Origin of the sequence: Cobetia sp. 1CM21F, from assembly GCF_023161745.1 — a bacterium.
Classification (GTDB): domain Bacteria; phylum Pseudomonadota; class Gammaproteobacteria; order Pseudomonadales; family Halomonadaceae; genus Cobetia; species Cobetia amphilecti.
Genome location: NZ_JALNTQ010000001.1, coordinates 56882 through 72119, shown reverse-complemented (window position 1 = coordinate 72119; position 15238 = coordinate 56882). Strand labels below are relative to the sequence as shown.

At 64.2% G+C, this 15238-nt stretch carries 13 protein-coding genes; 5 read left to right on the top strand and 8 right to left on the bottom strand.

What is annotated here, in order from left to right; all coding sequences use genetic code 11:
* Positions 1–355 precede the first annotated feature (355 nt).
* Positions 356–859 carry a glycine zipper 2TM domain-containing protein gene (locus MSG32_RS00245; protein WP_052384587.1) on the top strand — a complete coding sequence of 168 codons (504 nt, stop codon included), beginning with the start codon at positions 356–358 and terminating at the stop codon, positions 857–859.
* Positions 860–1408: 549 nt separating this feature from the next.
* Entirely contained in the window at positions 1409–2386 is a 978-nt protein-coding gene (locus tag MSG32_RS00240) for a lipid A deacylase LpxR family protein (RefSeq protein WP_107336769.1), read from the top strand.
* A gap of 158 nt (positions 2387–2544) precedes the next feature.
* On the opposite strand, the gene MSG32_RS00235 is transcribed toward MSG32_RS00240, so the two are convergent.
* Positions 2545–2829 (bottom strand): hypothetical protein, encoded by a 285-nt coding sequence (locus MSG32_RS00235; RefSeq protein ID WP_043333859.1) that lies wholly within the window; start codon positions 2827–2829, stop codon positions 2545–2547.
* Positions 2830–3322: 493 nt separating this feature from the next.
* On the opposite strand from MSG32_RS00235, the gene MSG32_RS00230 reads away from it, so the two are divergent.
* Positions 3323–3805: a peptidylprolyl isomerase gene (locus tag MSG32_RS00230; RefSeq protein WP_043333860.1), complete on the top strand. Its 483-nt coding sequence runs from the start codon at positions 3323–3325 to the stop codon at positions 3803–3805.
* Positions 3806–4007: 202 nt separating this feature from the next.
* Here the strand turns inward: MSG32_RS00230 and MSG32_RS00225 are convergent, their stop codons facing one another.
* From MSG32_RS00225 to MSG32_RS00205, 5 genes are all read right to left on the bottom strand, one after another.
* The gene (locus MSG32_RS00225; protein ID WP_225347176.1) at positions 4008–4706 is read right to left on the bottom strand and encodes a DUF3047 domain-containing protein; all 699 of its coding nucleotides are present in this window, start codon (positions 4704–4706) and stop codon (positions 4008–4010) included.
* Between the two features lie 82 nt (positions 4707–4788).
* Positions 4789–5451 (bottom strand): CDP-alcohol phosphatidyltransferase family protein, encoded by a 663-nt coding sequence (locus tag MSG32_RS00220; RefSeq protein WP_225347177.1) that lies wholly within the window; start codon positions 5449–5451, stop codon positions 4789–4791.
* A 59-nt stretch (positions 5452–5510) separates the two neighbouring features.
* On the bottom strand, positions 5511–7274 hold the full coding sequence (locus MSG32_RS00215; RefSeq protein ID WP_248376858.1) for a hypothetical protein: 1764 nt from the start codon (positions 7272–7274) through the stop codon (positions 5511–5513).
* Positions 7250–8533: an ABC transporter substrate-binding protein gene (locus MSG32_RS00210; RefSeq protein ID WP_248376857.1), complete on the bottom strand. Its 1284-nt coding sequence runs from the start codon at positions 8531–8533 to the stop codon at positions 7250–7252. The genes MSG32_RS00215 and MSG32_RS00210 overlap by 25 nt, the downstream gene beginning before the upstream one ends.
* 67 nt (positions 8534–8600) lie before the next feature.
* The gene (locus tag MSG32_RS00205; RefSeq protein WP_248376856.1) at positions 8601–10823 is read right to left on the bottom strand and encodes an FAD-dependent oxidoreductase; all 2223 of its coding nucleotides are present in this window, start codon (positions 10821–10823) and stop codon (positions 8601–8603) included.
* Positions 10824–11119: 296 nt separating this feature from the next.
* On the opposite strand from MSG32_RS00205, the gene msrA reads away from it, so the two are divergent.
* The gene (gene msrA, locus MSG32_RS00200; RefSeq protein WP_248376855.1) at positions 11120–11797 is read left to right on the top strand and encodes a peptide-methionine (S)-S-oxide reductase MsrA; all 678 of its coding nucleotides are present in this window, start codon (positions 11120–11122) and stop codon (positions 11795–11797) included.
* Positions 11798–11938: 141 nt separating this feature from the next.
* Here msrA and MSG32_RS00195 read toward each other — a convergent pair whose 3' ends face one another.
* Positions 11939–13258 (bottom strand): MFS transporter, encoded by a 1320-nt coding sequence (locus MSG32_RS00195; protein WP_248376854.1) that lies wholly within the window; start codon positions 13256–13258, stop codon positions 11939–11941.
* A gap of 222 nt (positions 13259–13480) precedes the next feature.
* Between MSG32_RS00195 and MSG32_RS00190 the strand changes: the two genes are divergently transcribed.
* Positions 13481–14455: a LysR family transcriptional regulator gene (locus MSG32_RS00190; RefSeq protein ID WP_248376853.1), complete on the top strand. Its 975-nt coding sequence runs from the start codon at positions 13481–13483 to the stop codon at positions 14453–14455.
* A 119-nt stretch (positions 14456–14574) separates the two neighbouring features.
* Here MSG32_RS00190 and MSG32_RS00185 read toward each other — a convergent pair whose 3' ends face one another.
* Positions 14575–15174, bottom strand: coding sequence for an NlpC/P60 family protein (locus MSG32_RS00185; protein ID WP_082388350.1), 600 nt, complete (start codon positions 15172–15174; stop codon positions 14575–14577).
* Between the last annotated feature and the right edge of the window lie 64 nt (positions 15175–15238).

Genomic DNA, 15238 nt, shown 5'->3' with positions numbered 1-15238 from the left:
CAGCAACGAACGCCCCTGCGCTGACATTCACTCGGTATGGCTCAAGAAGAAGTGCTCACGCGGAAGTACTTGCGTGGCAGCACTCATGCGCCGGTACTCACGTGGTCGGTACTCACGCGGTAGCACTCACGCGACCGGGAAGTGCAGAAGTTGCGTCACCTCAGCGTTTCAGGTCGGGAACCCGTCATGGTCGACGTGGTCTATAATGTTAAGAAACAGTGTTCTCGCACGCCCGTCGTGACAAGAACCTGCTGGCGGCCCAAGGAAGTGATCGCCTACCTGAGCCTTGCTCTCTCAGCCTCAGCATTCTCCATCACAACCTCAAGCTGCACCGCATCATGCGAGGAGACACACCATGACACTCTCACTGACTCACAAACGATCGACTGGCGCACGCCGCTGGCTGCCCGTGATCGCACTCGGCGTGCTGACGCTTGGCGGCTGCGCGAACAGCGACATCTACTCCGGCAACGTCTACACCGGCGATCAGGCCAAGCGCGCACAGTCCGTCAGCTACGGCACCATCACCTCGCTGCGCCCGGTGCAGATCCAGGCACAGGATGAAGGCAGCGGCGTGCTCGGTGGCCTGGGTGGTGCGGTCGTCGGCGGCCTGCTCGGCAGCCAGATCGGCGGCGGCTCCGGTCGTGCGATCGCCACTGCCGCGGGTGCCATCGGCGGTAGCGTGGCCGGCAAGTCGATCGCTGACAATGTCGACCAGATCGACGCCTACGAGATTGAAGTCCGCCGCGATGCCGGCGACAGCCTCATCGTCGTCCAGAAAGCCGACACCGCCTTCTCGGTTGGCCAACGTGTCCGCCTGGTCGGCTACGGCGCCAACCTGAGCGTCGCGCCTTACTGAGTCTCTCGACGGCTGGCGCTCCCTTGCCGGGACGCCAGCCGTTCTGATTCTGCGCCTTCAGCGACGCCTGTCGCAGCCCTGCGCGGGAAACGCCGCCACGCTCTCCCCATCTCGCCTGGCTCACGCATCCCCGCCTCTCTCGCGTCTCTCGCACCTCTCGCGCTCTGCATCTCCCACACGCCCCACCCCCTCGCTTCGCTTCGCATCCCCTCCCTCGATCTCACACAGGCACGGCTCGCCGCAGTGGGCGATATGCAGACTGCCTATTGATTAACAGGCTATGAAATCGGGATTTTTTGTGCAAAGTTATACGCCTGCAGCCTAACTTGACTCTGTACACAACTACCCGTCCCAGGAGTTGCGATGCGTCCCGTCACTGCCCGTCCGCCAGGTTCTCGCCCAGGCACCCGCAAGCTGTCTTGTGTCACGTCTTCTTCAAGAAACGCTCCCCGCGCTTATCCCAGTCCAGTCAATGAGAACCCTGGCGGTACCGCCGCCTCAAGCCATGCCCCGCAGATGGCGCCGGCCTTCTCGACCCGGCGCCTGGGCATGGCATTGATCATGCTGGGCGCGGTGGCATTGGCTCCCATGGTGGAGGCCGCCGAGGACGAGGGTGGCGTGCTGTCATTGAAGGTCGAGAACGACATTCTCACCTCCGGCGATGATGGCCATTACACCAACGGCTTTGCGCTGAGCTACACCTTCAAGACACCAGAGCAGCACTGGTCACGCTCATTCGCGGACTGGGTGCCCGGCTTCAGCGCGGCGCGATTGGACGCCACGGCCTACCGCTTCGGACAGCAGATCTATACCCCCAATGACATCAAGCGAGAGCAACCGGATCAGGATGACCGCCCCTACGCGGGCTACCTGTTCGGTGGCGTCTCGCTGTTCGCCGGTGAAGAGGGAGATGACTGGCGACGGGTGGACACCTTCAATCTGGATCTCGGCATCGTCGGCCCGGCCTCGGGCGCCAAGGATGCTCAGAAGGCGGTACACAAGCTGACCGGCAGTGATGAGCCGGAGGGTTGGGATCACCAGCTGCACAACGAGCCGGTGATCAGCACCGGCTGGCAGACGCAGCTATGGCTGCCGGCCAGGGCCGCAGGGCTGGAGGTGGAGTACGGCCCCTCGGCTTCTGTGGCGCTGGGCAATCTCTACACCTATGCGGGCGTCGGTGGCGGGGTACGCATCGGCCAGGGGCTGACCCGCAGCTACGGGATACCGACAGTGGCGCCGGCCCAGGGCGGCCGTCAGTACTTCCATCCCGACGGTGATTTCGCCTGGTACCTGTTCGCCAATATCGAGGGCCGCGCGATGGCCTACAACATGCTGCTGGATGGCAATGGCTTCGAGGACAGCGCCTCGGTAGACCGTCGCCCACTGGTCGGCGACCTGCAACTGGGCTTCGCACTCAGCTGGCAACGCTGGCAGCTGGCGTTCGTCAACGTGTGGCGCACTCACGAATTCGAGACGCAGCAGGAGAGCGATCAATTCGGCTCGCTGACGCTCTCGACCTGGCTATGACTCGGCGCTGAGCTGCAGGCGGCACTGACAAGACGCGATGGATGAGCAGAGCCTGATGAGAAGTGTCTGATGAGCAGAAACAGAAAGGCCGGGCAGATAGCCCGGCCTTTCTGTCTGCGGGAAACGTCATGCTTCCCGGAAGGTTGCTGCTGGTGAGATCAGTGCATCTTGACCTTGCTCATGCCCCAGCAGATCAGCTTGCCGCCGATCAGAACGATCAGCGCCAGCACGATCAATGCCATCAGCATGGAGACGGGATTGACGATGAAGGTCGCACCCAGAATACCCAGGGCCACGCCCCAGACGTAGCGGTCACCGCTATCGATGCTCAGAGCCTCCGGCAGGACACGCTTGACGGTGGCACCCAGCGAGCCTTCCCAGCGGTTCAAGCACAGCATGAAGATCGCAGCGAAGCTCACCAGCCAGATCAATGTCACGGTCATCGAAATTCTCTCCTGAAAAATAGGGTCGCATGGCGCCTGAGTTGTCATTTCCCGTCAGGCGACGGGACAGAGTGTGCAGAGCGAGGCCACCTCGGGCCGCGCGTCAGAATCCGCAATATCCGAGTAGGCAGAGTAACCAGACCCTGTGGCCCTCGCAAGCCATCGCCCCAACCTTGTCTGGCCGCCAGCAGCAAGGCCGCTGTGCGCTGACAGGGCAACCCCGCCAGACACCTGATAATCCAACCGTTTTGCCCCTTTGTTCACCGATGGCGTCGGGGGTGAGAAAAAACCCTGCCTCAGGGTTGAAATGCACGCCTGCGAGCGTCACCTATACTTTCAAGACAAGGTAACGTGCGCTGGATTGCCTCTCTGGCAATGTCATCAGCGGGCCAGGAGCCACGTGATACGCGGCTTTTTTCCAGTTTCCCCCCTGACAGTCACCTCAGGGGCACGTTACCATTGACGTTCATATACCTATCGAAAGGCTCTCATCATGCAAATCGCCCAGAATGCCGTCGTATCCTTCCACTACACCCTGACCAACAACGAAGGGGAAGTGCTGGATAGCTCCGAAGGTCGCGAGCCGCTGGCCTACATCCACGGCGCTGGCAACATCGTCCCGGGCCTCGAGAAGGAACTCGACGGCAAGACTTCCGGCGACGAGCTGAAAGTTGCCGTCTCTCCGGAAGAAGGTTACGGCGAAGTCCAGGAAGCCCTGGTCCAGGAAGTGCCGCGTGAAGCCTTCCAGGGTGTCGAAGACATCGAAGCTGGCATGCAGTTCCAGGCGCAGACCCAGGGCGGCCCGCTGATGGTCACCGTCACCAAGGTCGAAGGCGACACTGTCACTGTCGATGGCAACCACCCGCTGGCCGGCGAAACCCTGAACTTCGACGTGCAGATCACCAACGTGCGTGAAGCTTCTGCTGAAGAGCTGGAACACGGCCACGTTCACGGCGAAGGCGGCGTGGAGCACTAAGCTCCGCCTCTTCCCTCATCTGAGGCATCTCCCCGGATGAGCGCCTCCCACAGTGTGGGAGGCCGGAACCGAAAGCCCCGCGACTGAGTCATCAGTCGCGGGGCTTTTTCGTGTCTGGCTCCGTGTCGGCCTGACTGGCTTGGCGCGCTTGTCAGACTGGCTCAGCCCTCTCTTCACAGCCCTGATCACTCATGATTCCGGATCAGGCACCGCAGCTGGGCGGCGTGGCATCGCTGGAAAGGCTCAGGCCACGAAACAGCGCCGTGGCATCACCGCCGGCATTGTCACCGTCAGCCATCAGCGCCAGTCCGGCAATCTCGCTCGGCTTGCTGCCAAACAGTGACGCGTAATCAGCACGCAGATCACGCACCTCCGCCACCCACTGCCCCACCTTCTCATCACCGGATTCAACGGCCAGCAGCACGGCACGATCCGTGAAGGCATTGTCCCAATGGCTGCCTTTGGCTTCATTGCTGGACCAGACGTAATTGATGGCCTCGACCTGCCACGGCAGGATACCGGTCTTGTTGACCACGTAGAGACGCGCCGGATAGTCATCGCCGCCCTTGGTCTTCTCGTTCACGCTCGGGTAGATGCCATCCACCTGCCAGCACCATTTCAGATAGGGCGTCTCTTCAAGCGAGATATCCTGCTCCAGATAGCGCGCGGACGCCTGGCCCCGAGCGCGCGCCTCGAGCGCAGGTCTGCCATCGCGCTCCACCACGCGATAGGCCGTCTGGCCTTCGAAGGTCTTCTCGCCCCAGGCAAGAATCTGCGCAGGCGAGAAACTCCTGTCAGCCGCGTGGGTCACCGAGGGCAGTAGCGCCGCCAGCAGGCCGCTGGAGGCGACTGCCGCGAACAGGGGCAGGAATGATGGCAACTGACGGGAAGCAATCTTCATTGGCAGGACTCCGAGGCGCCTGAGCAAGGCGAGTGAGAAAGGTAACGAGCCGTATCATCAGCAAGGCCAGGTTCGCAGCGCATCATCTCCGGTCAGCATTGTGCGGATCAGCGCCATGCTGCTCGCATCGATCCTGGGCTCGCAAGGTGACATACCCTCCCCATACGCGCGTCAGTGTGGTCAGGATGCATGCCGCGGCGAAGATCCATGCCAACAATGCGAAATGCTGTGGCATCAGGCAGGCCAGTACGAAGAAGGCGATGGTCTCGGTGCCCTCGGTCAGGCCATCCAGATAATAGAAGGCCTTGCGCGTGAAATTGGGCCGCTCCAGCTGATGCTTGGCCGCCATGATGGCAAAGGCCAGAAAGCTCGAGCCCGTGCCGACGAAGGCGAACAGCAGCGCCACCGCCGCCATCGCATTGGCACCAGGGTCTGCCAGGGCGAAGCCCACCACCACGGCGGCGTAGAACAGGAAATCGAGACAGATGTCCAGAAAGCCACCGGCATCGGAGCTCAGGCCGGCATGCCGCGCCAGCGCGCCATCCAGCCCGTCCACCACCCGATTGATCAGGATCGCGACCAGCGCGAACCCGAAATGCCCATAAGCCAGCAACGGCAACGCCAGCATGCCGATGGCGAAGCCCGCGAGGGTCAGCTGATCCGGATGCAGACCGCGCGCCGCCGCACTTTTCGCAAGACGTTTCAGAGGCGGCTGTACCCAGCGTGAGGTCCACTTGTCCAGCATGTTGCATCTACTCCCATGAAGTCGTTGAGGTCATCGTCATTCCAGCGCCTGACAGGCGCTCAGCCGCGCGTCGGCGAGACCGAGCGCCCGGCAGGTACCGCACGCGCCAGCAGGTAGACCACCAGCGGCAGACAGGCCTGCAGGCAGGCGGCCACCGCGGTCAGGCGCGGGTCGGCCCCCGTCGCCAGCGCTAGGGTTTCGGTGGTCAGGGTCGGGACACGCCCGCCGCCCAGCACCACCGTCGGCACGTACTGCGCGATACTGACCGCGAAGGCCACTGCCCAGCTGATGGCCAGCGGCCTGAGCATCAGGCGCAGGCGGATACCGATCAGCACCTCGAGCCGTGAACGCCCCAGCAGGCGTGCCGCCTGCTCGAGTCGGGTATCGAAGCGTGCCCAGGGGCCGGCCAGCGTCAGCCAGGCGTAAGGCAGGGCGAACAGCAGATGGCCGATCACCACTCCCGCCCAACCGGGGCTGGCCCCCAGGCTCAACCAACCGACCTGAAAGCCGAACAGGAAGCTGGCCTGCGGCAGAAGCAATGGCAGATAGAGGCAGACCACGAAGCCGCGCAGGCGGCCACTTTCCCGCTCACGCTCGAACACCGCCACGCTGAGGATGACGGCCAGTGTCGCCACCAGCAGTGCCAGCCACAGGCTGTTGCTGAAGGCATCCCCCAGGCCAGCGAGGGCCTGGTGCCAGCTCTCCCAGCCCCAGCGAGACGGCAACAGCGCAGGGAAGAACCAGCTTCTGGCCACCGATTGCACGCCGATCACCACGAAGGCGAGCAATGAGATCAGCGTGACCACGCCCAGCACTCCGCGCGCGACACGCCCGAACAGGGCTTCGCTCGCCAGCGCCAGGCGGCTTGCGCGCGCCGGGTGATGGCTCAGTACCCAGTCGCGATGCCAGGCGAGCAGAGCACGCCCCAGCGCCGCGCCCAGCGCCATCATCCCGATCACCAGCAGGGCCAGCATCAGGGCGCCGACACTCGCCGGCAGGCGCGCCGTCGGGTCACTGTCGCGCCACAGCTCGATCAGGCGCACCGCCAGCGTCGGCGTACGCGTCGGCCCCAGCACCTGCGCCACATCCACCACCGCCAGCGAGTAGGCCAGCACCGCGCCAATGGGCAAGGCGATGGCGCGCATCACCTGTGGCATCAGAATGCGCCAGCGCAGCTGAGAGATGCTGTAGCCGAGCGCCTGACCTGCCTGCAGCTGCGCCGTGACCGGCAGGCGTGACAGCGCCGTCTGCGCCATCAGCATCAAGAATGGCGCCTCCTTGAGCGCCAGACCGACCGCCAGCGAGATACCATGGGCATCCGGCAGCGGATACTGCGGCGGTACCAGCACCTCGAAGGGCGCCAGCAGCAGGCGCATCAGCACGCCACTCGGGGCGGCCAGCCACAGCAACCCCAGCGCCAGCGCCAGATGCGGCATCGCCAGTATCGGGGCCAGCAGGCGCTCCATGCGCTCGCCGAAACGAGTTCCGGCGGCCGCCGAGACCCACCCCATGGTCAGCAGCACCGCCAGCAGCGTACCGCCGAGGCCACTGACCAGCGTCAGTCGAAAGCCCTCCGCCAGCCCGGGCAAGGCCCACCAGCGTTGCCAGGCGACCGCCGAGACCTCCTCGAAGCCCAGCGTCGGCCACAGCCCGAAGGCCGGCGCGACCAGTCCAGCCAGCCCCAGCGCCGTCGGGCCGAGCAGCAACAGCAAGACGCCCCAGCGCAGCACGCGGGCGGGCGTCAGCGGTGCATGACCAGTGGCGGGGGCGACACGCCAGCGATCAGCGACCCATTGCGTCAGTTGCGATAGCGTCGCGCCCACTCGGCCTCCAACGCGTCGGTCCAGCTCGGGTGTGGCTCGCTGAGCGGAGTGCCCAAGGCCTCGGGCGACATGCTGCCGGGCAGCTGCGGCAAGGCCTCGAAGGCGGCGCGTTCTTGTGGCGGCAGGCGGGCGACATCCAGCACCGTGTCATCGCCCCAGCGTGAGGGGTCGGCCTTGGCGGCCTGGGCCTCGGCGGACATCAACTGATTGATCCACACCAGAGCCGCGGCCTTGTGCGGTGCACTGGCCGGAATCGCCAGATAGTGCACATTGCCAAGGGTGCCGCCGTCATGGATATACGGCTCGATGGTCGGTGGCAGCCGCCCTTCCTGACGGGCATTGGCCACTTCCTGGGGCACGAAGGTCAGCGCGATCCACACGCTGCGCTGAGCCAGCAACTTCATCTGCTCTTCGGCACCGGCTGGCTGACGCTCACCCTGCGCCCACATCAGCGGATGCAGCGCATCGAGATAGTCCCACAGCGGTGCGGTCACCTCAGCGAACTGAGCATCACTCGCCACGGGAGATGCCAGCACCTCGCGCTGCTCGACGGGCAACAGCTCCAGCAACGCCTGCTTGAGGAAGGTGGTGCCGTGGAAGCTGGGCGGCTGTGGATAGGTCACGCGCCCGGGATGCTCTCTGGCCACCTCCAGCAACGCCTGCATGGAGCGCGGCGGCGATTCCAGCAGCGCGGTGTCATACATGAAGATCAGCTGCGCACGCCCCCAGGGCGCCTCCAGACCATCGGTGGCGAGTCCGAAATCGCGCGCACCGATCTCCTCGAGCAGATAGTCACTGTTGGGCAGACGCTCGACGAAGGGCCCCCACACCAGCTCGGCCTGCTTGAGCGCACGGAAGTTCTCGCCGTTGATCCAGATCACATCGATGCTGCCGTCGCGGCGCCCGGCCGCCTTCTCGGCCAGCAGGGTCGAGACGCTCTCGGCGGTATCGGCGATCTTGACGTGGCGCACCTCGATGCCATGCCGCGCCGCCGCTGTCTCGGCCTGGGCGCGCAGATAGGCGTTGGTCGCCTCACTGCCGCCCCAGGCATGAAAGTCGATACGTTGCCCACGTGCACGCTCGGCGATCACCTGCCACTCGAGCGAGGCGAGCTCAGGGGCCGGGCGCCCGGCCTGCGCGTCGGCGGCATACGCCAGAGAAGCGGCCCAGGGACTGGCAGTGACGCCGGCCAGCAAGACCAGCGAGCCACCCATCAGCGCCAGGGCACGACGGCGACCCGCCAGATGATTCGTCTTCATGAAGGGCTTCTCCTGATGGAAAAATGCCGCGACCCTGCACCTGCAGGCCCGCGGCATGAATCAGCAATTACTGTTTTTCGACAGCCACGGTCCGCTCGGCAGCGCTTGCCTTGAGGGTCTTGGTCGGCTCGAAGCGGCCGTTGCGGCGCCAGGTGAAGTAACGGTCGAGCACCTTGAGCACGCCTTCCGGCTTGTGGGCATTCTTCCACATGCCCGCCGCGGCCTTGTTGGCCTCGGACAGTGTCGGATAGGGATGGATGGTGGACAGGATCTTGTTGAGACCGATGCCATGCTTCATCGCCATGGTGAATTCGGCCAGCCACTCCCCTGCCGAGGCACCGACCAGCGTCACGCCGAGGATGCGATCACGCCCCTTCTCGGTGAGCACCTTGACGAAGCCTTCCGTCGCACGCTCGGCCAGCGCGCGATCGCTCTCGCCCATTTCGTAATGCGTGACTTCGTACTCGTAACCCTGGGCCTTGGCTTCGGTTTCGTTGAGGCCGACACGTGCCACTTCCGGCTCGGTGTAGGTGACCATCGGCATGATACGGTAGTCGACCTTGAAGGTCTTCAGGCCACCGAACAGCGCGTTGACCGCCGCGTGCCACGCCTGGTGACCGGCGGCATGAGTGAACTGGTACGGACCAGCGACATCGCCACATGCCCAGATGTTCGGCTGCAGGGTCTGCAGCGACTCGGAGACATCGATGGTGCCGCGCTCGGAGACCGCGATGCCCAGCTCTTCCAGACCGAAGCCTTCGACGTTGGCTTCGCGTCCGATGGCCACCAGCAGCTCGTCGAACTCGATCCAGCTTTCCTCGCCTTCGGGGGAGCTGACCACCAGCTGACGCATCGGCTGGCTGTCCTTGCCCTTGAGCACCTCGATACGCGTGGCGGTGGAATTGACGCGCAGATCGACGCCTTCGCCCGAGAGCTGTTCATGCATCAAGGTGCTGACTTCCTCGTCCTCGCGCGGCATCACGCGTGGCGCACCTTCGATGATGGTGACCTGGCTGCCGAGACGCGCGAAGCTCTGGCCCAGCTCCATGCCGATGGGGCCGGAACCCAGCACCACCAGACGCCGAGGCTGTTCCTTGAGGTCCCACAGGTTCTCGGAGGTCAGCGGCGTGATCAATTCCATACCCGGGATGGCTGGCACACGCGGACGGGCACCGGTAGCGATCACCACGTTGCGCGTGGTCAGCACGCGGCCATCGACTTCCACTTCCCAGGGCGTCTTGAGCATGGCACTGCCGGTATGCACTTCCACGCCCAGCCCTTCATAACGTTCGATGCTGTCATGCGGCTCGACGCTTTCGACCACGTCATGCACATGGCCCATCACCTTGGCGAAATCGATTTCCGGCTCGTTGGCGGTGATACCGAAGCGCGCGGACTGGCGGATCTCATGGGCCGCACGTCCGGCACGAATCAACGCCTTGGAGGGCACGCAGCCGGTATTGAGGCAGTCGCCGCCCATCTTGTGCCGCTCGATCAGCGCGACACGCGCATTGACGGCGGAGGCGATATAGCTGGTGACAAGGCCGGCGGAACCGGCACCGATGACGACCATGTCGTAGTCGAAGGTCTTCGGCTTGTCGAAGGCCGCCTGCTGCTTGCGCTTGCGCAGCACGCCGACGATCTTCTTGGCGATCAACGGGAAAAGGCCCAGCGCGATGAAGGAGGCAATCAGTCCCGGCGACAGGATGCCGGACAGGGATTCCAGCTGGCCCAGCTCTCGCCCGGCGTTCACGTAGATGGCGGTGCCCGCCAGCATGCCCAGCTGGCTTGCCACGTAGAAGGTGACCACGCGCATGCGGGTCAGGCCCATCACCAGATTGACGATGAAGAACGGGAAGACCGGTACCAGGCGCAGCGTGAACAGATAGAAGCCGCCTTCACGCTCGACGCCACGATTGAGGGATTCCAGCTGACGGCGGAAGCGCTTCTCGATGCTCTCGCGCAGCAGAGTGCGGGAAATCAGGAAGGCCAGCGTCGCACCGATGGTGCTGGCGAAGGAGATCAGCAGCAGCCCCCAGCCGAAGCCGAACAGCGCGCCACCCAGCAGCGTCAGCAGTGCTGCACCGGGCAGCGAGAGTGCCGCCATCGCCACGTAGACGACGAAGAAGGTGCCCGCGACCTTGTAGGGTGACTCCGCGAACAACGCCTGGAATTCGGACTGGCTGGCCTTGAGGCTCTGCAGGGTGAAGTAATCCTGTGCCCCGCTGGCGAAGAACACCACGATGGCAGCGACGATGGCGCCCAGAAGCAGTAACTTGCGTTTATTCACTGGCGATTTCCTTTTCGATTCCTGCCGTCATGGGCATGTCATTGGGATGTACCGTGTCCTTACGAGGCATGTCGCTGACTGGATGCACAGATTCGCGTAGCGGGGTGAATGGCAGTGGCTTGATCACGACAACGGTAACGTTTCATTCTGCATGTTCGCATCCATCCCACGTTTATTCGCGTAGAAACCTATACAGGCAGTGAGGACTCAACAGCGCCAGTCACCTCACGGCTCACCGAGACATGGAGTTTTCCGTGTACTCATCTCGAAGGAATGACGCCTTTCCCGGAGACACCATGACCCGATACACGCGAATCCCCTTCCCTGCGCTCAGACGTCTCACGCCACTGACAAGCCTGCTCGGCGGCCTGCTGCTTGTCGGCCACGCCCATGCCTTCGACCCGGGAACCGCGCCCAAGGGCGTCGCCGAAGGTGTCGCTCAAGGCCAGGAAGTCGCCATCTTCGCCGGTGGCTGCTTCTGGTGCATGGAAGGCCCCTTCGACAAGCTTGATGGTGTGATCTCGACCACCTCCGGCTATACCGCCGGCGAACAGGACAACCCGACCTACAAGCAGGTTTCATCGGGCGGCACCGGGCATACCGAAGCGGTCAAGGTGGTCTATGAGCCGGAAAAGGTCAGCTACGACACCCTGCTGGAGGTCTTCTGGCACAACATCGACCCGGTCGCGGTGGACCGCCAGTTCTGCGATGCCGGCACCCAGTACCGCAGCGGCATCTACCCCCTCGATGAGGCCCAGCGTGACGCCGCCGAAGCCAGTCGCGATGCGCTGAAGGACAGGTTCCCCGAAGGCATCGCCACCGAGATCGAGGCGGCAGGGCCCTGGTATGCGGCCGAGGACTACCATCAGGACTTCTACAAGAAGAACCCGGTGCGCTATCGCTTCTACCGCGCCGGCTGTGGCCGCGATGATCGCCTGGAAGAGATCTGGGGTGACGACGCGCCCGCGCACTGATCTCGCCCTCCAGGCCCTCTGAACGACAACGGCTCGCCATCTGGCGAGCCGTTGTCGTTTGCATGCTCTGATTTGCGTGCTCTGCTCTCTATTCTGCGGTCTGGCCTGCTCTCTGACCTTCCATCAGCCCTGCTCTCAGGCTCAATACTGCGTGGTGGCCCGGCGCCAGCACAGGATCGCCAGCGAGAAGGTCACCGCCAGCACCAGTACGCTGGCGGCCACCACCCCGGGCCAGCCGGCAGCCTGCCAGAAGGGTTCCAGCCAGAAACCGCCGAGACTCGCGCCCAGATAGTAGGCGGTCAGATACAGCGCACTGGCACTGGCCCGCGCGCCTTCGGCATTGCGCCCGACCCAGGCCGAAGCTGTGGCATGCGCGAGGAAGAAGCCGAAGGCATTCAGACTCAGGCCGATCAACATGCCGATCAGCGAGTGACTCAGCGTCAGCAGCGTGCCGAGCATCACGATGCCGGTGCCCAGCATCATGGTCAGCGCCTGACCGCGTCGCTGAGCGATGGCCAGCGCGGCCTCACCGTCCTCAGCCGCACCTCCCGGTACCAGACGCCGTGCCAGCCGGCCAGACTGGGAGGCGCCGAAGGTGCCCGCCAGATAGGTCAGGAACAACAGCCCCAGCCATTGACTGCTGAGCGACCAGGGCGCCTCACTCAGCCGGAAGGTCATGTAGCTGTAGAGATTGACGAAGATGAAGAAATTCAGCCCACCGAGCAGGAACACCGGCCACAGACGAGGGTTGCGCAGATGGCGCCCCAGACCTGCCAGCATGCTGCTCAGCTTGAGCGGCTGGGCGACGAAGCGTCTCTGGCGCGGCAGCAGCTGCCATAACGCCCCCAGCACCAGCAGGCTGACGCCGCCGATGGCGGCAAAGCTGGCCTGCCAGCCCCAGTGCTCCGCGATCACGCCCCCCGCGACCCGCCCCGAGATGCCGCCCAGCGAATTGGCACTGATGTAGAGCCCCACCGCCATCATCAAGGCGGGTTGCTCCATCTCATCACTCATGTACGCCACTGCCACCGCCGGCAGGCCGCCGAGCAGAAAGCCCTGCAGCGCGCGCACCGCCAGCAGCGACCAGAAGCCCTCGGCGAACAGTGCCAGTCCTGAACAGGCCACCCCGCCGGCCAGGGTCCACAGCAGGATACGCCGCCGCCCCAGCGCATCGGACAGCGGGCCGAACACCAGCAATGCCATGGCCAACGTCAGGGTGCTCACCGACAGGGACAGACTCGCCTGCAGCGAGCTCAGGCCCAGATCCGTCGCCAGCAATGGCAGCAGCGGTTGCACCAGATAGAGGTTGATGAAGACCACGAAGGAGCCCAGGCACAGCGCCTGGGTCATGCGCCGCCAGTCACGCCCGCGCGCCTTGAGCGGCTCGGGCAGCTCGGACTGCGCGGTAGAGACCGAGGCGGCGGAATCGGGGGAAGAAGACGCGGAAAGCGATGAAGCCATCAGGTACCTGCACTCAATCAAGCATGGGGATGGCGCCAGTCTGCGCCGCGCGCTCGCATCAGTAAAATAGCTCGACATGATGCTGACCATCAGCAAAGCTGATGGCCGTGGCGACACAGGGATGTCGCAAACTGCGCCGAGAAGGAAGCTGCGCTGATAAAGGACTTCGCGACGAAAAGGACTCCGCGCTGAAAAGCACCTCGCGATCAACAGGACCCCGCGATGAAACTGCCCTTCGATCTGCGTGCACTGGAGATATTCGTCAGTGTCGTCGAGCACCAGAGCTTCACCACTGCCGCTCAGTCACTCAGCCTGGCCCAGTCAGCGGTCAGCCAGTCGATCGCCGGGCTCGAAAGCCGGCTGGGCACGCAACTGCTGGTCAGGGGCTCACGCGGTCTGCGCCTGACACCGGCCGGCGATACGCTGCTCGAGCATGCCCGGCCCCTGCTGCAACAGGCACAGCGCGCAGCACTGGCGATGGCGGAGCTCGAGGGGCTGGTCAAGGGCGAGGTGCGCATCGGCGTCTCTTCGATGCTCGGCTCCTACTACTTCCCGCCGCTGTTGATGGCATTCAAGGCACGCTATCCCGACATCAAGCTCAGCGTGATCGAGGGCGGCACCCTGAGCCTGCGCCGGATGATCGACAATGCCGAGCTGGACCTGGGCGTCATCGTCGAGGATCAGCTCGGCACCGACACCCACGGCCTGATTCGACGCCACTTCCTGAGCGAGGAAATGGTGGTCTGCCTGGCGAACGATCATCCGCTGGCCGCCCGCGCGCAGATCAGCGTCGAGGAGTTCTTCGCCGAGGAGCTGGTGGTCTTCAAGCGTGGCTACTTCCATCGCGACTTCATCGAGCGCCTGGCCAGCCAGCATGATCTCGCGCCGAGCATCGCCTTCGAATCGAACCTGATCGCCCTCAACAAGGCGATCGTCGCGCGCGGCTTCGGGATCACCACCTTCCTCAAGCGTGTGGTCGAGGATGACCGTGAAGAGAACAACCTGACCGCCGTCTCCTTCGATGAGCCCGCCTGGCTTGAGCTGTCACTCGCCTGGCGCCGCGAGCGCGGCCTGTCACGCGCCGAGCAGGCGCTGGTCGATTTCGTCATTGAACACTCGGCAGCCGGGAGGCCCACCCCGGATGCCTTGAGCGCTGATGATCAGGCCGACAGCATTGCACTGGAGCCTCCTTCCTGAGCAGTGGCTGACATTTGCCGGGGCTCAGAAACGACAACACCCGGCCAGGGCCGGGTGCTGTCGGGGAAGGTACTTGTCTCTTCAAGAGCCTGTCTGTTTCAGTGCCAAGCGTGATCGGCTCACTGGCTGCGCATGGCCAGCTTCATCTGCATGGCCTCGTAGGGCATCGGGCGACGCGACTGCCAGTAGTGCTGGGACCAGTAGACATTGTCGAGTCGCGACAGCTTCACGCCACGCGAGGTGGAGGCATGCAGGAAGTAGCCGTTGCCGACGTAGACCCCCACATGGTTGTAGCGACGCGAGGGCCGGAAGAAGACCAGATCACCCGGCTTGAGCTGCGACTTGTCGATGCGCTTGCCACGCTTCACCTGGTCGGTGGTGGTACGCGGCAGATCGATGCCGAAGCCATCACTGAAGACATGCTGCATCAGGGCGGAGCAATCGATGCCGCGGGTGTTGGTGCCCCCCAGACGGTAGGGCGTCCCGGCCCAGCGGTCATGCTCTTCCAGCAGGACATCGCGGATGCTCGGCCCTGACATGGCGTAGTCCTGCGACTCGGCGGCCGGCTGGGACGCGGACTGGCGATAGCGCTTGAGCTTCGGCAGTTCCGGCAGGTCCACATCGTAGTAGGCCACATCATTGGACGGTGTTGAGTGACTGGCACAGCCTGCCACACCCAGTGGCAGGATCAGAAAACAGCATAATAACGCGTGGCGCATCCAGCATTCCTCGTCGTGGGCCCGGCGCTGGAAGGGTGAAGGTGAGCAGCGCTTGCGGACGGCG